We start from the raw sequence: 20096 nt of genomic DNA, 5'->3' as shown, positions 1-20096 counted from the left end.
CCCGTCGATTGCGGGTTCTCGTGACGTGACCACAGCCAGATGACCACCTCGGGAACTTGACACCGCGTGACTGACAGCAGGGGGAAGTCGGGTACGGCAGGCGACGCGCTCAGCACTATCGGAGGAAAACCTGGGGAGGCGCGCCTTTTTCAGATCCCGCACCCCGGAACGGCCCTGCCCGACCTGGCGGTAGTGTCCGATCACGTGGATCGACACAGCCTGGGGGAGTGCGCACGATGACCGTTTATGACGCGACGGGGCGGACGTATGCGCTGACTCGGCGGCCTGATCCGCGGATTGCCGCGGCTATCGGAATGGCGCTGGAGGGCATGGCGTCGGTGGTGAATGTTGGTGCGGGGACTGGTTCTTATGAGCCGGGCCGGACTGTGCTGGCGGTGGAGCCGAGTCGGGTGATGATTGCGCAGCGGCCGGTGGGGGCGGCTCCTGCGGTGCGGGCGGTTGCCGAGTACCTGCCGGTGCGTAGTGGGTCGGTGGATGCGGCATTGGCGGTGCTGACTATTCATCACTGGGGTGATCTCGAGCGGGGGGTTGCCGAGATGGTTCGGGTTGCGCGGCGGCAGGTTGCGATTCTGACGTGGGATCATGCGGTGTTCCGGGAGTTCTGGCTGGTGCGGGACTATCTGCCTGCGGCTGCGGTGACGGACGCGAGGCTTGCGGTGTCGCTGGGGCGGCTCACGGGATTGCTGGAGAATCCTGCGGTGCAGGTGGTTCCGGTGCCGCATGATTGCGTTGACGGGTTCGGGGGTGCCTATTGGCGCAGGCCTGAGGCTTATCTCGACGAGACGGTGCAGGCGGGGATGTCGATGCTGGCGCTTACGCCGAAACCGATGCTGCAACAAGGGTTGTCGCGATTGAAGGAGGACCTGGCGACCGGCGCATGGCAGAACCGCTACGCCGACCTCCTCGAACGGCCGCACCTGGATCTGGGGTACCGGCTCGTCACCGCGGACCTGCCAGGGTAGGAAGTCACACGCCAGTGCGCCCGAGGGGCAGCAGGGCTCATCGAACGCCGGCCGACTCCAGCAGACGGGAGTGCCCGATCTCGCGGCCGATCCGGACGAGCAGTTCGGCCGTCAAGGCGGGATCGCGCGCGGTGTCTCGATCGGTGTAGTCGGTCAGCGCGTAGACCTCGGCGAAACCTGTTCTACCCCATCGAGTTCGAGGTACTTCGCTGCGCCCTGCGACGGCGATGACGGGGACCGGCCTGGCTCGCCGTGCGACGGCAGCGGGTAGCTTTCCGTGCTCGGACTGCGCATCGAAGCTGCCCTCACCGGTGACGACCAGATCTGCCTGGGCACAATGACGATCGAAGTCGAGCAGGTCGAGAAAGAACTCGGCCCCGGAGGTCATCCGAGCGCCGAGCAGCATGGCGGCGAAGCCGAGCCCGCCCGCGCTGCCTGCACCCGGGGCTGCGGCAAAGCGCGCGGCTCCGGGAAAGCCGTTGCGGGCCAGTGCTTCCACCAGGTGGTGCAGGCCCCGATCGAGCAGGCGTACCTCCGTCGGATCGGCCCCTTTCTGCGGACCGTACACGGCGGCAGCACCTTCGGGCCCGGTCAACGGGTTGGTCACGTCTGAAGCGAGCACGAGGTCGACCGACGGTAGGCGTACCGCTGCCGAGGTATCGATCGAGGTGATGTCGAGCAGTGCCCGACCGCTCGGCGGCAAGATCCGCCCGGTCCGATCGGTGAACCGAAATCCGAAGGCGGTCAGTAAACCCATGCCGCCGTCGGTGCCGGCGCTGCCACCGAGCGCCAGCACCACACGGCGCGGCGACAGTCGCAGTGCTTGCCGAATCGCCTGTCCGAAGCCGAGACTCGACGCGTCCAGGGGTCGCATCCGCCCGGCGGGGAGTGTGGCCAGTCCGCAGGTGTCGGCGACCTCGACGATCACCGTGTCGCCACGGACCGCCAGGGTGGTACGGCGCGGCGTACCCACGGCACCGGCGACGGTGCACGCCTTACGGGAGAACCCGGCCGCGACGGCGGCGGCGACACTGCCGTCACCACCGTCGGCGAGCGGGAGCTGCGTACTGTCGACACCGGCCCCGGCCAGCCCCTCGGCCAGCCGGCGCGCGACCGCCGCGGCGGTCAGGCTCCCCTTGAACTTGTCGGGCGCGACCAAGACCCTCATGCGTCGAGCACCCTGATCAACGTCGCCGCCGAGATCACCGTGGTCACCCCGCCGATACGTGTCGAGATCTGCGCGAAGGGCATCAAATTCATGCGGTTCGAGGCCGAAAGGATTGCCACATCACCGGTCCCGCCGAGACCGCTGTGGCACACCGTTACCAAGGAAGCGTCGACGGGATACATGCTGATCGCGCGCCCGACCCAGAAGCCCGTGGCTGCCATCGCGAGTACTACTGCGACGCAGGCCGCGACGTAACCCACCGAGAGCACACCCATAATGTTCTTCAACGGCAGATACAGCATGCCGAGACCGATCATGGTCGGGTAGATGAAGTATCGCGAGATGACGGTGTATATGCCGCGCACACTGTCCTCGACGGCGGGCGGGAAGACATTGAACAGCTTGCAGAGCACCGACATGACGATCACGAGCACTGGTGCCGGGAGATGCACGATCTCCTCCAGCAGTGTGGCCAGGACGAACAGGCCGCAGATGAGCAGCACGCCGAGCGCGTGGTTGCGGGCAGGGAAGTCGGGTTGCGGGATCGGCGGGGCCGCAAGGGGATCGGTGGGCACCTTCACCAATTGACCGCCACCGTCGAGTTGCGGACGGCGGTCACCGAGCCTGCGCAACAGCCCGGCGGTGATCACCGCGGCGATATTGCCGATGATCGCGGCTGGAATGAGTTCGGCGACATAGCTTCCCGGTGAGCCACCCAACGCCGACGCGTAGGCGGAGGAGAGTGGGATGACCCCCTCGCCGATGCCGCCCCCGATGATCGGCACCACGATGTAGAACAGCGCCCGATGGAAGCTGTAGCCGAACGCCATGGCGACGCCGATGCCCACCGAGACCGCCGCGGCCGTCCCGAGGACGAGCGGCGCGAAGATGCGGATCAACCCGCCGACCATCACCTTCCGGCTCATCCCGAGGATGCTGCCGACCACCAGGGTGCAGATGACGAAGTAGAGGAAGTTGGCCTCCTTCATCAACGAGTTCACCGCCGCCAAGGTGTTCTCGTTGAACGCGCCGAAGTACACCAGCACCGAGGGCGTCATCAAGCAGATGAGTGCGCCGCCACCGATTTTGGAGATGACCGGCAGCCGGTTGCCCAGCGGGCCCAGCAGCATGCCGAGGCCGACGATCACGGCGAGCCCGCCGATCATGTTCTCGGGTATGGCGTCGAAGAGCCCGGCGGCGAGGACCCCTGCGGTCAGGATGACCGGGACGATCAGCGGCATGCCGTCGAGGGTGGGCAGCGCGAACGACCGCGCGGGCCGTGCTTGCAGACTCATGACCGGCTCACGGGCGCCATCGACGTCGCGGACTCGAGCTGCGCACGCACCTGTCCGCCAACGGATTCCGTCGTCTGCGATCCGCCCATGTCCGGCGTCAACGCGGACTCGCCGCGGGAGAGCACTGTTTCGATGGCCGCCAGCACGGCGTCGGCGGCGTCCTGCTCGCCGAGGTGCTCGAGCATCATCGCCCCGCTCCAGATCTGACCGATCGGATTGGCGATGCCCTGTCCGGCGATGTCGGGGGCCGAGCCGTGCACGGGTTCGAAAAGGCTGGGAAACAGGCGCTCGGGGTTGATGTTTCCGCTCGGGGCGATGCCGATGGTGCCGGTGCACGCCGGGCCGAGATCGGACAGAATATCGCCGAACAGATTGCTCGCGACGACCACGTCGAACCAGTCCGGATGCAGCACGAAATTGGCCGTCAAAATATCGATGTGATACTTGTCGACCTCGATGTCGGGGTAGTCCACCGCCATCGCCGCGACGCGTTCGTCCCAATAGGGCATGGTGATGGAGATGCCATTGCTCTTGGTCGCCGACGTGAGGTGCCGCTTCGGGCGTCGCCGGGCCAGTTCGAAGGCGTACTTCAGTATTCGGTCGACCCCGGTCCTGGTCATCACGGTCTCCTGCAACACCGTTTCCCGGTCGGTGCCCTCGAAGATCTTGCCGCCGATGCTCGAGTACTCGCCCTCGGTGTTCTCCCGGACCACGTAGAAATCGACCTCGCCGGCCTGCCGACCGGCCAGCGGACTGGCGATGCCGCGCAGCAGCCGGACCGGCCGCAGGCTGACGTACTGGTCGAAGTGCCGCCGGAACTGCAGCAGGCTGCCCCACAGCGAGATGTGGTCCGGCACCACCTCGGGCCAGCCGACGGCGCCGAAGAAGATGGCATCGAATCCGGCGAGTTCGTCGAACCAGCGGTCCGGCAACATTTTCCCGGTGGCCACATAGTATTCCGCGCTGGCGAAATCGAATTCGGTGAAATCCACGGTGAAGTCGAATGCCGCGGCGGCCGCCTCCAATACCCGAACTCCCTGCGGCACGACTTCTTTGCCGATACCGTCGCCTGGAATGACCGCAATTCGGTGAGTTGCACCCATCGTCGCGTGCTCCGATCTTCTCGATAGCGCCCCTGTATTCGTTGTCTCGGGGTCGGTCACAACGGTAGGCTCGGACATTCCGCGGCAAAAGCACGGAACGCGAAAGAGACTGTTTCCGGAATGGAAAAGACGAGGAGGTCGCCGTGCCCGGCGCGTCCACCGACGACGTGACCTTTTTCGACATCGTCGCCCGCTCCCGCAGCCTGACCGAGGCGGCGCGGGAATTCGGGGTCTCGGTGTCGTCGGTCAGCAAACGGCTCGCGCAGATGGAGGCGCGGCTCGGGGTGCTGCTGGTGCAACGGAGCACGCGCAGGTTGACGTTGACGCCGGAGGGGGAGCGCTATGCGGCCGGGGCGTCGGTGATCGCCGCCCAGCTCGAGGAGCTGGAGGACTCGATCGCCGAGCAACGGCACGAACTGCGTGGGCGGGTGCACGTCCGGTCGACGATCGGCCTGGGGCGGGCGCACATCTCGGCGCTGCTCGCGGATTTCGTCGAGCGCAATCCCCAGGTGCAGGTGGATCTGGAGCTGTCGGCGCTGCCGCTCAATATCGCGGGCACCGGCTTCGATATCGACATCCGGGTGGGCGTGCTGCCGGATTCGCGATTGACCGCGACCCGCCTGTGGGTGAACCGGCGGGTGTTGTGTGCGTCACCGGAGTACCTGCGGCGCAACGGATCACCCGCGACGCTCGACGAACTCGATCAGCACAACTGCATCATCCTGCGCGAGAACGAATCCGACTACGCGCTGTGGCGATTCGAGAGCGGCGGAAAGGAACTCGCGGTCCGCGTGGCGGGCAATCTGATCAGCAACGACGGCGACGTGATCACCCGGTGGTGCCTGGAGGGTCGCGGGCTGGTGATGCGCTCGCTCTGGCACGTCGACCCGCTGCTGCGCGATGGTTCGCTGGTCCAGGTGCTTCCGGACATCCAGACGCCCAGCGCCGACATCTCCGCGCTCTACGCCGCCGCCGCACCGCTACCGCGCCGAACCCGGGCTGTGATCGATCATTTGAAGGCCGGGCTCGGCCGCCGGATCACCGGTGCGCCGCGGTAGCAGGAGCTGCTGTGACGCAGCCTGTTTCAGGCGTACAGCGCGACGAACTTGTCCAGCGACCGCTCGATATCGCCCTTCACCGCCCGCGCCACCCCGGCGCCGATCGGCCCGAACAGCGGCCTGCCGCCGAGCTCGATATCGACGGTCACCTCCGAGCCGTTGCCCTTTGGCGCCACCCGCAGTTCGAGACCGAGCTTGGTGCCGCCCTTGCCCGCCCCGGTGAGCAGCAGCCGGCGCGGCGGTTCAGCCGCCTTTACTGTCCAGGTCACGCGATTCCGCAGCCCCTTGACCGACGTGACACCGACGAGCTGGGTGCCGACCGTCAGCTGCTCGGGCACCTCGCTGCGCCAGGCCTCGTGCATCGTCAGCCACTTGTCGAGATCGGCCAGGTTGGACGTGTGCGACCACGCGTCCTCGGGCGAGATCGGCACATCCACGGAGACCTTCAGCTTTGCCATGGCCGCATAGTATCCGGTACCCGGGGTTCGGCGTAGTTGATGCGGTCCGGCGACGGCCTGCGCACCTGCAGACACCTACTGGCGCACCGTGCGCGGAACCTTTGAGCGCGGTCCGGCGACATGTGGGCAATCTCAGGGGTGGCGGCGCGGCGGACGACTCGGGTGCCGCAGGCCTAGAACAAACTGGACAGGCCAGCAAACTTCCGCGCGGAAGTAAACCGAATGCCCTGTTCCGCCAGGCCTTTCCGGGCGACATGCCGATAGGCACGGTTGACAGCCTGCACGTGATATGCGGCACCATTGATAGATCGGATGATGTGTCCTTTACTCCGACATCGGAAACGTCGCTGGTCAACGCGTGGCAAGCGGCCGTGATCGCTAGTGGCGCAGCATTATTGCGCATCGCGCGGCACCCGTCATCTGTTGTCTGCAAACGCAATCATGTGACCGGATCTGGCGAGAACTAGTTGCATTGCTGCTAATGTCGGTCCGTCGGGTTCTGGTAACTGTTCGGACACAATCTGTTGTTCGGCGGTTGCCGGTCCTCCGACGTGGACCAGATCCGACCAGGGTGTGCTGGTCGGCGTCGCGAGGAAGGCGAGACGAACCACCATGACCGACAGGCGATGCGGCCTCGTGCATACGCACTCGCAAGCGCTTCCAATCCTCGGCGCCAATCGACGACGAAAGAACTGATGAATCAAGATATCGCCGTGGTGCTTTCATGGGTCCTCGCCGCCGCTCTCGTAGTGGTGACAGCGGTGGCGTTGTACGCAGTGCATTACGCCAAACAGCAGCGAACCAGAGCCGAAGCACTCAGTAGAGAGCAACGAGCCGCCGAAGAAGCCGTCGAACGCTTCGCGACGACCACGATGCCGTCGGTAGCGGAGTCGATCAGACGTTTCGACAGCCCAGCCCCTACGGTCGAAGTGCCGCCGGGCCTGGAGAACTCGCGCATCGCGCAGGTGTTGCGGTGGATCGCCGAGCGCTACGCCGACGACCTGAGCCTATTGCGGTCCGAGACCAGGGAACACGCGAACCACGAGGCGCAGCAGGCGATCAAGTCCGCCGAGGAGGCGGTACGCGCCGAGGTGTCCAACGCGTCCAGACAGGCGACCAGCGCCGCCGTGCGCTCGTTCGGCACGTCGGTGGTCAGTCTCGGCGCCGACGTCAGCCAGGTGGTCAGCGCCGCGCTGCGCGAGCACCGCAAGGACGAGGTGTACGAGACCCTCACGCGGATCGACCACACCGTGCAGCAGATGATCCGGCAGGCGCAGTCCTACGTGATCGTCTGTGGTGGCCTGCCCGGCAGGCGCTGGCCCGCCCAGTCGCTCACCGACGTCGTCGGTGGCGCGGTCGGCCGCGTCCGCGACTACCTACGGGTGCGCCCCGGCCAGCTCGACCGGGTGGTCATCAGCCGTGCGGTGGAACCGCTCGTGCACACGCTGGCCACCCTGCTCGACAACGCGTTGCGCTACTCCCCGCCAACGTCTTTCGTGGATGTCAGCTTCCAGGAGGGGCACCACGGCGTCACCGTGATCATCGACGACGCGGGCGTGCGGATGAACGCCGAGCAGATGGAGGAGGCCAGGCAGGTGCTCGCGCACGAGCGCTCGGTCGACATCCACCAGCTCGGCCCCGCGCCGAAGGTCGGCTTCCCTGGTATCGCCGCGCTGGCCCGTCGCTACGGCTTCACCGTCTACATCGACGGTCCGAACGTCTACGGCGGCATGCGGGCGATGGTCTACATCCCCGAGGCCTTGCTGATGACTCCGCAGCCGGGCCAGGAGGTCGCGCCCACGCGTGAGGTAGAGGTCCCCGCCGAACCCGTTCCCGCTGCGGTCCACGCGAGCCCCGCGCACAGCGCACCGCAGAGCGAAGAGCCCAGTGAGAGTGAGCCATTCGCCGTGCACGAGATCACCAGCGGCGGCTTACCGAAGCGGCGCCGCCGGACGGTCGCGCTAGCCCCGGTCGGGCCGCGCACCGAACCCGGTCTGGCCCGCCCCGACGTAGCCGCGGCCTGGCACACCGGTTCCAAGAGCGGCCGCGCAGCCGCCACCGATCAGTCCGACAACTCCGATCACACGGAAGGGATGACATCCTGATGGCCACACCCGTGACCGACAGCAGCAACAAGCTGGGCTGGCTACTCGAAGACCTCAATGTCCCGGGCGTCAGATTCGCGGTACTGCTATCCGAAGACGGGTTACGGATCGCGCACTCGGTCGGCATCGAGCGCGACCAGGCGGAGCGCTTCTCCGCCGCCGCGTCGGGCCTGCGGTCACTGGGCAAGGCCCTCGGCGAGTTCTGCGGCGAGGGCGACAACGGTGTGCGGCAGAACATGACCGAGTACGACCAGGGCATGATCCTGATCACCGCCGCCGGTGACGGTGCGCTGCTGGGCGTGGCGACCACCCCGGAGATCGACGTGGCACTCATCGCGCACCGGATGAACGAACTCGCGGGCCGGGTCGGGCACGAGCTGGGGAGCCAGCCGCGCAGGCGTGTTGATGGTGGCGAATTGCCATGACACCACGGTCCCGGCGTGATCCCGATTTGGTTCGGGCATACGTGCGCACCGGGGGACGTACGCGTCCCACCCGCGAGTTGGACCTGGTCACATTGGTCCGTACCGCAAAGGACCCGTCACCCGGTGTCGCGCCCGATGCACGCCGGGTCATGAATCTCTGTAGCCGCCGGGGCACGCTATCGATCGCCGAGATCGCCGCGTACCTCGACCTGCCGCCGTCCGTAGTGAAGATCGTCGCGGCCGATCTGATGGACGGCGGACACCTGGTCACACCTACCCCGGCGGAAAACCTGCCGGAGATCGCTCTGCTCGAGGAGGTACTTAATGGGCTCCGTGCTCTCGCCGTCTGATCGTCCAGTCGACTATGTGCCGGAGACCGTTACCCGTTCTGTAAAGCTGTTGGTGGCAGGCAATTTCGGTGTCGGCAAGACCACCTTCGTGAGCAGCGTCTCGGAGATCGAGCCGCTGCGCACCGAAGAGACGATCACCGAGGCCAGCGTCGGCGTCGACGACATGATGGGCCTGCCCGGTAAATCCCAGACCACCGTCGCGATGGACTTCGGTCGCATCACGCTGAATCCGCAACTCGCGCTCTACCTATTCGGCACCCCGGGCCAGCAGCGGTTCGTGCCGCTGTGGGAAGAGCTGGCCCGGGGTGCGCTCGGCGCACTGGTGCTGGTCGACACCAGGCGCATCGAGAAGTCCGACGAGGTGCTCTCGGTGTTGGAGGAGCGCGGGGTGCCGTATTCGGTGGCGGTCAACCAGTTCGAAGGTGCCAAGCACTTTCCGCTCGGCGAGGTCCGGGACGCACTGGACTTGACGCCCGACACCCCGCTCACTTCTCTGGACGCGCGTGACCGGGGCACCTGCCTGCGGTCCCTGATCACGCTCGTCGAATTCCTGTTCTATCGTCAGGAGTCACGTCTTTGAGCACGCCTTCGCGTTCTTGCCCGGTTCAGCACGGATCGCCGATCGACACCGATGGTCCCCGTGTCTCGCTGTACTCGGAAGAGTTCGCCGCCGACCCGCACCGCGCCTACCGCGAGATGCGCCGCCAGTACGGCTCGCTGGTGCCGGTGAACCTCGCACCCGACGTACCCGCCACGCTGGTGATCGGCTATCACACCGCGTTGAGCATCCTCAACGATCCCGAGCATTTTCCGGCCGACCCGCGCACCTGGCAGAAGGGTGTGCCCGGTGAGTGCCCCATCCTGCCGATGCTGGAGTGGCGGCCGAACGCGCTGCGCAGCGCGGGCCTGGAACACGAGCGCTACCGGCAGGCCAACGTGACCGCCATCGGCGAGGTCGACCTGCACAGCCTGCACGCCACCGTCGAGCGGATCGCGATCCCGCTGATCAACGCGTTCTGCCAGGACGGTGCCGCGGACCTGATCAGCCAGTACGCCTTTCCGCTCACCTTCGCGGTGCTCAACGCCACGCTCGGCTGCCCGCCGGACATCGGCCAGCAGGTCGCGACCGGGATGGCCGCGATCTTCGAGGGCGTGAACGCGGACAAGGGCAATGCGATGCTCACCGACGCGCTGTTCGAACTGGTCACCACGAAGCGCAAGGAGCCGGGCGACGACATCACCTCCCGACTACTCGCGCACCCCGCCAGGCTCGACGACGTAGAGATGATCCACCAGCTGGTCACGTTGTACGGGGCGGGGATCGAGCCGCAGCTGAACCTTATTGTGAACACGCTGCTGCTCATGATGACCGATGATCGGTTCGCGGGAAACGTACTAGGCGGCAGTCTTTCGACCCGCGACGCACTGGACGAGGTGCTGTTCACCGACCCGCCGATGGCGAACTACTGCGTGTCCTACCCGCGGCAGCCGATCTTGATCGACGGCGTGTGGCTGCCCGCGCATCGGCCGGTGGTGATCAGCATGGCCGGCTGCAACAACGATCCGTCCATCAGCGTCGGCGAGTACGTCGACAACCGCTCGCATCTGGCCTGGAGTGTCGGGCCGCACTCCTGTCCCGCCAGGTCGATGGCCTACCTGATCGTGCAGGACGCCATCGATCAACTGCTCGACGCACTGCCCGAGTTGGACCTTGCCGTACCGGCAGATGAATTGTCTTGGCGGCCAGGTCCTTTCCATCGAGCGCTGGTCTCGCTCCCGGTAGTCTTCCCTAGGTCACCACCGTTGAACGTGTTTTAGGAGGACCCCGATGGACACCGAGCCGCTAGTCCTGGACCCGGCCGGCACCGACATCCAGGGCGAGGCCGCCCGGCTGCGTGAGCGCGGGCCGGCGACCCTGGTGGAGCTGCCCGGCGGCGTGCGCGCGTGGTCGATCACCGACGCCGACCTGCTCAAGCGGCTGCTCGTCGATCCGAAAGTGTCCAAAGACGCCAGGCAGCACTGGCCTGCCTTCGCCAAAGGTGAAGTGCCGCAGGACTGGCCGCTGTTCCTCTGGGTGGCGGTGAACAACATGTTCACCGCCTACGGCGCCGATCACCGGCGGCTGCGCAAGCTGGTGGCGCCCGCGTTCACGCACCGGCGCACCGAGGCGATGCGGCCGCGGATCACCCGGATCGTGCAGCGGCTGATCGACGAGTTGGCGGCGGTGCCCGCGGGTGAAGTGGTGGATCTGCGTGAGGGTTTCGCGTATCCGGTGCCGATCGAGGTCATCTCCGAGCTGATGGGTGTGCCGGAGTCGCTGAACCCGGGCCTGCGCACGTGCGTCGACGGTATCTTCGACACGTCGCTGACGCCGGAGGAGTCGCAGGCCAACTACATGGAGATGTATCGCATCCTCGCCGAGCTGGTGGCCTACCGGCGGGAGAACCCGAGCGACGACATGACCAGCCTGCTGGTTTCGCATCGCGACGAGGACGACGGCTCGCAGCTCACCGAGCAGGAGCTCATCGACACGCTGTTGCTGGTGATCAGCGCGGGCCACGAGACCACGGTCAACCTGCTCGACCAGGCGATCTACGCGATGATCACCCGACCGGAGCAGCGGGCGACGGTGCTCGAGGGCAAGGTCGGATGGCCGGAGCTGATCGAAGAGGCGCTGCGTTTCGAGGCGCCGGTCGCGCATCTGCCGCTGCGGTTCGCGGTGGACGACATCGAGATCGAGGGCGTGCGGATCGCGAAGGGCGAGCCGATCCTGCCCGCGTACGCGGCGGCCAACCGGGATCCGAAGGTACACGGGGAGACCGCCGACGAGTTCGACGTGAGCCGGGCGACCAAGGACCACTTGGCTTTCGGGCACGGCGTGCATCACTGCCTCGGTGCGCCGCTGGCCAGGCTGGAGGCCGCGATCGCGCTGCCCGCGCTGTTCGAGCGGTTCCCGAACATGCGGTTGGCGGCGGACCCGGCTGAGCTGGGCGCCGTGGCGAGCTTCATCTCCAACGGTCACGGCAAGCTGCCGGTGATCCTGCAGCCTGCGGAGTAGCCGAGCGGCGCAACGCTATTCGAGTGAGGGATGCCGTGATCGCGGCATCCCTCGCGTATTTCCGGGATGTGGTCAGGCCGGTGTCGAAGTCCGTCCGGCGCCTCCGTCTGAACTTCGACACAGGGCCTAGGCTTTGCGCGCCAAGCCGGTGACGATCAGTTGCTCCCAGACCGACAGCGCACGGTCCGGTGCCGCCTCGTCGACGGGCGCCAGATCCGGTCGCCAGTGCGCGCAGGGCACGATGCCGGGGTCGAGGATCTCCAGGTCGCCGAACAGGGCCTCGATCTCCTGGTCGGTCCGCCAGCGGCCGCGCCCGAAGGTCGACTGGAGTTTCTCCTCGGCGACGGCTGTCTCCCGGTTGCCGCCCGCGCGGAAGTGCGAGATGTAGACCAGACTGCCCGGCGCCAGCTGCTCGGACCAGTAGCGCACCACGGCGGTGGGGTCCTCGTCGTCGTTGAGGTGGTGCAGGATGGCGCTGAAGATGACGGCGACCGGCTGGTCGAAATCGATCATGTGGGCGACTTCGCTGTGCTCCCGGATGGATTGCGGGTCACGTAGGTCGGCCTGGAAGACGGTGGTGCCTGCGTCGGTGGCGAGCAGGGCGCGGCCGTGCGCGAGGACGATGGGATCGTTGTCGACGTAGACGACTCTGGCGTCGGGTGCGTAGCGGTGCGCGACCTGGTGCACGTTGTCCGCGGTGGGCAGGCCGCTGCCCAGGTCGATGAACTGCCGCACGCCGTCGCGGGCGATGTCGCGGACGGCGCGGACCAAGGCCTGCCGGTTGGTGAAGGCGATGGCCACCGAGCCGGGCAGGTTGTTCTTGAAGTGGTCGCCGATCGCGCGGTCGACGGCGAAGTTGTCCTTGCCGTCGAGCAGGTAGTCGTAGACCCGGGCGATGCTCGGCTTGGATTGGTCGATCACGTGCGTCAGGTCGGTCATTTCGTGCCCCCTCGTCCGATGCTGTTGTCGGTCTCATCGTAGGAGTCCGGGTGCGGCGGGGTAAGGGCTTCGGCGGCGAATTGTATTTGACCACAACGTGTTTCATTCAGTGACGGGTTGCGGGGGCATCGCCGGACGTTTGCTTGCCGGGGTGGCGGGTAGGCGATCAAGGTCCCGAATCCAAGGAGGTCACCCATCAGTTCAGACAGTTTCGTCGGCCGGCTGCGCAGTGTGGTGCTGGATTGCCCGGAACCACGCAAGCTCGCGGAGTTCTACGTCGACCTGCTCGGCCTCGAACTGACCGATGACGAGGACGACTCGTGGGTCGTCACCGTCGACAGCGAGGGCAGGCGGATCGTTTTCCAGCGGTCGCCGGAGTGCAAGCCGCCGCGGTTCCCGGATCCCGAAGCGTCGCAACAGATTCACTTCGATGTTTTGGTCGACGATATCGAGGCGGCGGAGCCGAAGGCGCTCGCGCTCGGCGCGAAACTGGTGCAGCCCAACGACAACGGCCAGTTCCGGGTCTACGCCGACCCGGTGGGGCACATCTTCTGCCTGATATGGCTGTAGTCCGCGGGGTTCAGCGGCAGCCTGCCAAGGTGGCCGACGCCAGCTCGGCCACCACATCGCCGACCTCGCGACGTCGACGAAAGGCGTTGAGCTGCCGCATCGCTCCGTTGCCTCGGGCCAGGACGGCGGCGAGGGAGTCGGTGACGAGCCTGCGGTCGCCGAGTTCGTCGAGTGCGGGACCGACGTAGTCGATGAGCTCGGCGAGGAGGTCGCGGGCGGGCACGATGCGGCCGCACATCGGGTCGAGCAGGTCGCCGTCGAGTCCGGTGCGGGCGGCCTTCCAGTAGGCCGCGCGCAGCATCTCGGCGCTGACGGACGGCCCAGAATGGTGCTGGGCCAACGACATTCGGGCGGTCAGCACCGCCGCGCGGACCAGCGTGGCGAGCAGGACGGTCTCCTCGATCGTCGCGGGCACATCGCTGACCCGGATCTCCACGGTGGGGAAGGTGGACGAGGGGCGGACGTCCCAATAGACCATCTTCTTGTCGAGGATGCTGCCGCTGGACAGCATGATGGCGACCATGGCGTCGTAGTCGCGGGCCGACTCGAAATAGGGTGGTGGGCCCGCACTCGGCCAGCGCCGCCACAGGATGCTGCGCCAACTGGCGAAGCCGGTGTCGGCGCCGCGGTAGATGGCCGAATTCGCGGTGAGTGCCAGGAACAGCGGCAGCCACGGCCGCAGGAAATTGCTGACCTGCAAGGCGGTATCGCGGTCGGGTACCGCCACGTGGACATGGCAGCCGCACAGTCCCTGCTCATGGGCGAGCATGCCGAAGGATTCGGCGATCCGCTGGTAGCGCGGGGTGTCGGTGACCGGGAACTTGTTCGGGACGGTCGGCGGAATGGCGACCGCGAGCAGCCGTGCGCCGTTCTTCTCCGCGCAGGCGGCGACGCCGCAGCGCAGGTCGCGCAGTTCCTTGGCCAGTTCGGCCGAGTCGGTGTGCACGCCGGTGCTGGTTTCTACCTGGCAGCGGGTGAGTTCGAGTTGCAGATCGATGCCGAGTTCGGCCGCGGTGTGTGCGACCTCGACGTTCTTCGCGGCGGGCGCACCGGTTTCGGGATCGGCGAGCAAGAACTCCTCTTCGACGCCGACTGTCGCCGCGGCTGCGTCCATGGCGGGGGAATACCCATCATTCGAGGTCGTACGCGTGTCGCGGCGCTCGCGGAGAGCACCGCGAGACCGAACGGCCTCGCGGGTCTCCGCAGCAGTACGTGCCGGAGTCGTCAGATACCGATCACGTCTAGCATCAAACGAACCCAGTGGCTGACCATCCCGATAATCATCGGACTCTCCTTTCACCACTTCGCTGGAAGTGCGTCGTAAGCACCAGATTGCCGCAGTATGGCGCGCCCCAAACGGCGATCGACCGGACGTCCACCGGACAACTCGTTCACCGCGCTGTCAGCTTGCGCCAGCGTTGCGGGGCGTCGCCGTAGCGGCGGTGGAAGGCGCGGCTGAACGCGGCGTTGGAGGTGTAGCCGACGTCGGCGGCGATGCGGGACACCGGGTCGGTGGTGGAGCGCAGCAGTTCGGCGGCGCGATCGAGGCGGCGCTCGGTGACGTAAGCCGAGGGGGCTCGCCCGAGCAGCCGGGTGAAGCGTTCGGCGAAGGCCGAACGGGACATCCTGGCGTCCCTGGCCAGGGTGGTGACGGTCCACGGCTTGCTGGGGTCGCGGTGGATGGCGGCCAGGACCGGGCCGAGTGCGGGATCCATGGCCGCGGTGAGCCAGCCTGGTTCGGCGTCGTGGCCGGCGAACCAGGCGCGCAGAGTGTGGATGAACAGCAGATCGAGTACCCGCGAGATCATTACCGCGGCACCGGGATTCGGGTTGGTCACCTCGATCAGCAGGACCGGCAGGATGGCCGCGAGCCACGGCCGGTCGCCGGGATCGGCGGGAATGTGGATGGCCGGGGGTAGCACCGACAGCAGTGGGGCCGCGATGGCTTCCTGGACCGCGAACGTTCCGGTGACCCAGCGCGGCGCTTCGGGGTCGGCGAGTTCGGTGTCGAGGCGGAAGGTGTCGGAATCTTGCAGCGGTCGCGCGGTCGCGCCGGTGCCGGCGTCGAGTGAATGGCCGTCGCCGCAGCCGAGCAGGACCAGGTCGCCCGGGCCGAGCAAAATCGGCGGTCGGTCGCCGACGCGCAGGCGGATGGTGCCGCGTTCCACGATGTGCAGCAGGCGGATTCCGTCGGGGATGGTCACCTCGAAGGGCGGCGGTGGTGCGAAACGGACGACCGTGTCGCCGTGCAGCCGGACGGTCTCCAGGATCTCCGAGAGCGCGTCGAGGTCGTCGGTCTGGGTGAACACGGGCGACGCTCCTGGAGTTTCGGCAAACTATCTCGGCTTCTGAAGCATAGCTTTTGCCTGATTGTCCACCTACCGTGGAGCTTGCTCGCCGCGAGAGTCCGTAGTCCCATTATCGAAGGGTTCGAAAAAGCATGCGTAACAACAGGTCCCGTGCTCGTGCGGCAGGTCGTGGCTGGCGGGGCGCCGTACTCACGGTCGCCGCGCTCACGCTGGGCATGACCGCGACGGCGTGCACCGCCTCCGCCGACAGCGACCCGAGTCCCGCGCCGAGCGGGAACAAGCCGGGCGTACTGCTGGTGCACGGCGCGTTCGCCGACGGGTCGAGCTGGAGCAAGGTCGCCGCGCAGCTACAGCGCGACGGGTATCAGGTGACGACGGCGGCGGTGCCGCTGCGCGGGCTCACCTATGACGCGGCCTACATTCGCAGCGTGCTGGACGGGTTGCCGGGCAAGACGATCCTGGTGGGTCACTCCTACGGCGGTGCCGTGATCACCAATGCCGCAACGGGTTCGGCGAAGGCGGCGGGGCTGGTGTATGTGGCGGCGTTCGCGCCGGATCAGGGCGAGCCGGTCGGCGCGCTGGATGCGAAGTTCGGTGGACCGGCTACCAAAATCGGTGTGCCGCATGAGTTTCCGCTGCCCGGCGGTGGGGTCGGTCAGGAGCTGACAGTGGCGCCGGACAAGTTCCACGACAACTTCGCGCAGGATCTGCCTGCGAGCGAGGCGGCGGTGCTCGCTGCGGCGCAGCGGCCGATCGCGGTGACCTCGTTCATGGAGCCGAGCGGGGTTCCGGCGTGGAAGTCGCTGCCGAGCTGGGCGCTGGTGGCCAAGGACGATCGCATGATCCCGGCGGACGGGCAGCGGGAGATGGCCAAGCGGATGAACGCGACGACCGTCGAGCAGGCGGGCAGTCACGCCGTCGCGTTATCGCAGCCGGCGGCGGTCACCGAGCTCATCGAGACCGCGGCGGGCACCATTCAGCCCTGAGCACGGGTGCGAACGCATCAGCGTTTCTCAGGGTGACGCACTCGGGTTTCTCAGGTCTGGTCAGCAGACTGCGTGGGCGTGAGTCATCTGGAGTTGCCGTTTCTCGTGCTGTTCGGCACGATCCTCGCCCAGCCGCTCGGTCGGCGGCTCGGCGTGGCACCGGCCGTGCTGATGACGGTGTTCGGCTGTGTGCTGGCCTTGATCCCGGCGGTGCCCGATGTGCGGGTCGCGCCGGAGCTGATTCTGCCGCTGCTGCTTCCGCCGCTGCTGTACGCGGCGGCGCGGCGCACCTCGTGGCGCACGTTCGCGCAGAACTGGAGTGCGATCGCGCTGCAGGCGTTCGGGCTGGTGATCGCCACCGCGGTGGTGGTGGCGGTGGTGGTGCATCTGTGGCATCCGGCGGTGCCGCTGGCCGTGGCGTTCGTGCTCGGCGCGCTGGTCGCACCGCCGGACCCGGTGGCCGTCGGCGCGCTGGCCGGTCGGCTCGGGCTGCCGCGGCGGCTGGTCGCGGTGCTGGAAGGCGAGGGGCTGTTCAACGATGTGACCGCGATCGTGCTGTACGGGATCGCGGTGCAGGCGGTGGTCACCGGGCAGTTCTCCGCGTGGTCGGCGGCGATGGACTTCGTGGTGTCGGCGGTGGTCGGTGTCGCGGTCGGGCTGGTGTTCGGCTGGGGCGGCAGCCGGTTGATGCGGCGGCTGGACGAGGCCGCGTGGCAGGTGGCGCTGGGTTTGGCGCTGCCGTTCGCGGCCTATCGGCTGGCCGAGGCCTGGGGTGGGTCGGCGGTGCTCGCGGTGCTGGTGTGCGCGCTGTATCTGACCGACGCGGCCAGCGATTTCGGTGACAGCGATTACCGGCTGGTCGGGGACTCGTTCTGGGCGATCATCGAAATGCTGTTCACCGGGATCGCTTTCGGGCTGATCGGACTGGAGCTGGCCACCGTGCTGCACGATGTAGGGCCGGAGTGGCCGCGCTTCCTGGGGGTCTCCGGCGCGGTGATCGGCGCCGTCGTCGGGGTGCGGCTGGTGTGGTTGATGGGGACGTGGGCGGTGTTCGGTCGCTGGTGGCGGCGAAAGGAGGCGGACGAGCCGTATACCTGGCGGGAGACGATGGTCACCTGGTGGGCGGGGCAGCGCGGGGTGGCCACCGTGGCGTTGGGCTTGGCGGTGCCGTTGACCACCGAGTCGGGGGCGGCGTTCCCGTGGCGCAACGGAATCTTGTTCACCGCTTTCGCCTTGGTGTTGTTCACCTTGCTGATCCAGGGGCCGACGCTGTCGCTTGTGGTGCGTGCGACGGGAGTTCGGGTCGATACGGAGTCGGAACGGTTGATGGAACGTCAGCTGTGGACTCGGATTCTGCGTGCTGAGCTGAACCGGCTGCAACAGGTGGCGCAGACCGAGGACCTGCCGGACGAGGTGTACGACCGATTGCATGTCGGGATCGAAAGACGCTTGGCCCGAGCCGATCCCGAAGCTGCCGACGATGCGAAGGCGGCGGCCGAGGGGAGTTTCGGGCTGAATCGCAAGCTCGATCGGATCAATCAGGAGGTGCTGGCGGCGGGGCGTACCGAAGCGATGGCCGCGCGGCGGGAACCGGGGGTGCCGCCGGATCTGGTCGATCGGGTGATGCGGCGGCTCGATCTGCGCTCGCCGTAGCGTTGCGCGGTGCTACTGGCTCGCGCTGTCGTGGTGATGGGCGGTACCGCCGGAGCGGGCGACACGCGGACTTCGGCTGGTGGAGGCGTTTGGGCCGCCTTAGCATCGCTGTAGCAAACAGCTCGGCGAAGCTCCCGAACGTCGGCGCGGTCTGCTGCTACCGTCCGACACCGTGACTTCGGACAGCGTGGAAGCAGCCCGATCGGACCGTCGTCTCGGCCTGCGGATGTGGCTCCTGCCGGTGGTTGTGCTCGGCGTGTTCATGGCGCTGCTCGGCACGATGTATCTGGCCTACGTGGTCGATCCGGAAGAGAACATGCACGACTTTCCGATCGCGCTGGTGAATCAGGACGTCGGTGACACGATCGGCGCGCCGGGGCAGGAGCGGCGGGTGGTCTTCGGGGACGAGGTCACCGAGGGGCTGAAGAAGGCGGTGCCGGCCGACAAGATCGACTTGCAGGTGGTCTCCGCCAATGAGGCGTCGCTGCGCATGCAGGACAACAAGGTGTACGGCACGATCCTGATTCCGAGCGACTTCAGCAAACGGCTGGGCATCCTCGGGGTCGGTAGCGTGATCCCCGGTGATATCGAGCGGCCGATCATCGCGTTGCAGACCAATCCGCGCAGTGGCGCGTTCGTGACCGAGATCGTCACGCAGATCGGTACGCAGGCCCTTGATCAGGTGAATACGCAGGTCGGTCAGCAGCTGACCGAGCAGGTGCGGGCGCAGTTGACGCCCCCGCCCGGCGGGCCGCCCGCGCCCGAACTGAGTGGCGCCAGCCGGGTTGCGCTCGCCGAGCCGCTGCAGATCGTCACCGAACCGTTCCATCCGTTGCCCAGCGGCACCGGGCAGGGGCTCACGGCGTTCTTCTACGCGCTGCTGCTCCTGCTGGCCGGGTTGGTCGGCTCGATGACCATCCACACGATGATCGATGCGCAACTCGGCTTCGTGCCGACCGAGTACGGGCCGTGGTTCGTGCATTTCCCGCCGACGCCGATCTCGCGCTTCCACACGCTGCTGATCAAGTGGGGCGTCATGGTGGTGACCGCGAATGTTGTGGCGGGGGTGTTCCTGCTCGTCGCGAAGGCGCTCGGCATGCCGCTCGATCATCCGCTCGGGCTTTTCCTCTACAGCGCGCTGGCCATCATCGCCGTCGGCGTCACCGGACTGTCGGTGCTCGCGGCCGTGGGGTCGGCGGGCCTGCTGATCAACCTGATCTTGTTCATCATTCTCGGGCTGCCGTCCTCCGGCGGCACCGTGCCGATCGAGGCGACGCCGAAATACTTCAGCTGGCTGGCGTCTTTCGAGCCGATGCATCAGGTGTTCCTCGGGGTGCGCGCGATCCTCTATTTCGACGCGAGCGGTCCGGCGGGGCTCAGCAGGGGCGTCTGGATGGCGGCGCTCGGACTGGCCATCGGTCTCGTGCTCGGCGTGGTGATCACGCGGTGGTACGACTATAAAGGCTTGCGCCGCAGCGGAACCGGTCGTCCGGTAGCGGAGTAGCACGTCAGGCGGGATTCCGGGCTGGCGCAGTGGTTGTGCCGGGCTTGTCCGTTCCTGCTTCGATGGGCATGGGTTCTGCGTACCCTGGGTCGGCGAGTCGCCAGTCGACCGCAGGTCAGCCGAATCCCTTCG

Annotated in this window: 19 protein-coding genes; 12 read left to right on the top strand and 7 right to left on the bottom strand. The window is 67.1% G+C overall.

Annotated features, from left to right (window positions below):
* Nucleotides 1-236 precede the first annotated feature (236 nt).
* Entirely contained in the window at nt 237-983 is a 747-nt protein-coding gene (locus tag IBX18_RS32020) for a class I SAM-dependent methyltransferase (protein ID WP_194837221.1), read from the top strand.
* A gap of 37 nt (nt 984-1020) precedes the next feature.
* On the opposite strand, the gene IBX18_RS32015 is transcribed toward IBX18_RS32020, so the two are convergent.
* From IBX18_RS32015 to IBX18_RS32005, 3 genes are read right to left on the bottom strand one after another with little or no spacing between them, the layout of a single operon-like run.
* Nucleotides 1021-2151: a glycerate kinase gene (locus IBX18_RS32015; RefSeq protein WP_194837220.1), complete on the bottom strand. Its 1131-nt coding sequence runs from the start codon at nt 2149-2151 to the stop codon at nt 1021-1023.
* Nucleotides 2148-3446 carry a 2-hydroxycarboxylate transporter family protein gene (locus tag IBX18_RS32010; RefSeq protein WP_194837219.1) on the bottom strand — a complete coding sequence of 433 codons (1299 nt, stop codon included), beginning with the start codon at nt 3444-3446 and terminating at the stop codon, nt 2148-2150. The genes IBX18_RS32015 and IBX18_RS32010 overlap by 4 nt, the downstream gene beginning before the upstream one ends.
* Entirely contained in the window at nt 3443-4549 is a 1107-nt protein-coding gene (locus IBX18_RS32005) for a tartrate dehydrogenase (RefSeq protein ID WP_194837218.1), read from the bottom strand. The genes IBX18_RS32010 and IBX18_RS32005 overlap by 4 nt, the downstream gene beginning before the upstream one ends.
* 143 nt (nt 4550-4692) lie before the next feature.
* Between IBX18_RS32005 and IBX18_RS32000 the strand changes: the two genes are divergently transcribed.
* Complete coding sequence (locus IBX18_RS32000) at nt 4693-5607, top strand: LysR family transcriptional regulator (RefSeq protein WP_147133616.1); 915 nt, start codon at nt 4693-4695, stop codon at nt 5605-5607.
* A gap of 26 nt (nt 5608-5633) precedes the next feature.
* Here the strand turns inward: IBX18_RS32000 and IBX18_RS31995 are convergent, their stop codons facing one another.
* Nucleotides 5634-6065 (bottom strand): SRPBCC family protein, encoded by a 432-nt coding sequence (locus IBX18_RS31995; protein WP_194837217.1) that lies wholly within the window; start codon nt 6063-6065, stop codon nt 5634-5636.
* A 695-nt stretch (nt 6066-6760) separates the two neighbouring features.
* Between IBX18_RS31995 and IBX18_RS31990 the strand changes: the two genes are divergently transcribed.
* From IBX18_RS31990 to IBX18_RS31965, 6 genes are read left to right on the top strand one after another with little or no spacing between them, the layout of a single operon-like run.
* The gene (locus tag IBX18_RS31990; RefSeq protein WP_194837216.1) at nt 6761-8170 is read left to right on the top strand and encodes a sensor histidine kinase; all 1410 of its coding nucleotides are present in this window, start codon (nt 6761-6763) and stop codon (nt 8168-8170) included.
* On the top strand, nt 8170-8595 hold the full coding sequence (locus tag IBX18_RS31985; RefSeq protein ID WP_107656086.1) for a roadblock/LC7 domain-containing protein: 426 nt from the start codon (nt 8170-8172) through the stop codon (nt 8593-8595). The genes IBX18_RS31990 and IBX18_RS31985 overlap by 1 nt, the downstream gene beginning before the upstream one ends.
* Complete coding sequence (locus IBX18_RS31980; protein WP_107656087.1) at nt 8592-8945, top strand: DUF742 domain-containing protein; 354 nt, start codon at nt 8592-8594, stop codon at nt 8943-8945. Before IBX18_RS31985 ends, IBX18_RS31980 begins: the two co-directional genes overlap by 4 nt.
* Nucleotides 8920-9525 (top strand): ATP/GTP-binding protein, encoded by a 606-nt coding sequence (locus IBX18_RS31975; protein WP_107656088.1) that lies wholly within the window; start codon nt 8920-8922, stop codon nt 9523-9525. Before IBX18_RS31980 ends, IBX18_RS31975 begins: the two co-directional genes overlap by 26 nt.
* The gene (locus IBX18_RS31970) at nt 9522-10763 is read left to right on the top strand and encodes a cytochrome P450 (RefSeq protein ID WP_194837215.1); all 1242 of its coding nucleotides are present in this window, start codon (nt 9522-9524) and stop codon (nt 10761-10763) included. Before IBX18_RS31975 ends, IBX18_RS31970 begins: the two co-directional genes overlap by 4 nt.
* 10 nt (nt 10764-10773) lie before the next feature.
* On the top strand, nt 10774-12003 hold the full coding sequence (locus tag IBX18_RS31965; RefSeq protein ID WP_194837214.1) for a cytochrome P450: 1230 nt from the start codon (nt 10774-10776) through the stop codon (nt 12001-12003).
* 126 nt (nt 12004-12129) lie between these two features.
* Here the strand turns inward: IBX18_RS31965 and IBX18_RS31960 are convergent, their stop codons facing one another.
* Nucleotides 12130-12942 (bottom strand): SAM-dependent methyltransferase, encoded by an 813-nt coding sequence (locus tag IBX18_RS31960; RefSeq protein ID WP_194837213.1) that lies wholly within the window; start codon nt 12940-12942, stop codon nt 12130-12132.
* 231 nt (nt 12943-13173) lie between these two features.
* Here IBX18_RS31960 and IBX18_RS31955 point away from each other — a divergent pair, with 231 nt between their 5' ends.
* Complete coding sequence (locus tag IBX18_RS31955) at nt 13174-13512, top strand: VOC family protein (protein ID WP_306796509.1); 339 nt, start codon at nt 13174-13176, stop codon at nt 13510-13512.
* A 10-nt stretch (nt 13513-13522) separates the two neighbouring features.
* Here the strand turns inward: IBX18_RS31955 and IBX18_RS31950 are convergent, their stop codons facing one another.
* Nucleotides 13523-14626, bottom strand: a complete 1104-nt coding sequence (locus IBX18_RS31950) for a glutamate--cysteine ligase (protein ID WP_194837212.1) — start codon at nt 14624-14626, stop codon at nt 13523-13525.
* A 277-nt stretch (nt 14627-14903) separates the two neighbouring features.
* The gene (locus IBX18_RS43240; protein WP_306796508.1) at nt 14904-15821 is read right to left on the bottom strand and encodes an AraC family transcriptional regulator; all 918 of its coding nucleotides are present in this window, start codon (nt 15819-15821) and stop codon (nt 14904-14906) included.
* Nucleotides 15822-15952: 131 nt separating this feature from the next.
* On the opposite strand from IBX18_RS43240, the gene IBX18_RS31940 reads away from it, so the two are divergent.
* The 3 genes from IBX18_RS31940 (at nt 15953) to IBX18_RS31930 (ending at nt 19964) form a co-directional block, all read left to right on the top strand.
* On the top strand, nt 15953-16807 hold the full coding sequence (locus IBX18_RS31940; RefSeq protein WP_228542100.1) for an alpha/beta fold hydrolase: 855 nt from the start codon (nt 15953-15955) through the stop codon (nt 16805-16807).
* Between the two features lie 78 nt (nt 16808-16885).
* The gene (locus IBX18_RS31935; RefSeq protein WP_194837211.1) at nt 16886-18460 is read left to right on the top strand and encodes a Na+/H+ antiporter; all 1575 of its coding nucleotides are present in this window, start codon (nt 16886-16888) and stop codon (nt 18458-18460) included.
* A 226-nt stretch (nt 18461-18686) separates the two neighbouring features.
* Nucleotides 18687-19964 (top strand): ABC transporter permease, encoded by a 1278-nt coding sequence (locus IBX18_RS31930; protein WP_194837378.1) that lies wholly within the window; start codon nt 18687-18689, stop codon nt 19962-19964.
* Nucleotides 19965-20096 lie beyond the last annotated feature (132 nt).

This window comes from Nocardia sp. XZ_19_369, from assembly GCF_015355715.1.
GTDB lineage: Bacteria > Actinomycetota > Actinomycetes > Mycobacteriales > Mycobacteriaceae > Nocardia.
This window is presented reverse-complemented; position numbering and strand designations above follow the sequence as displayed.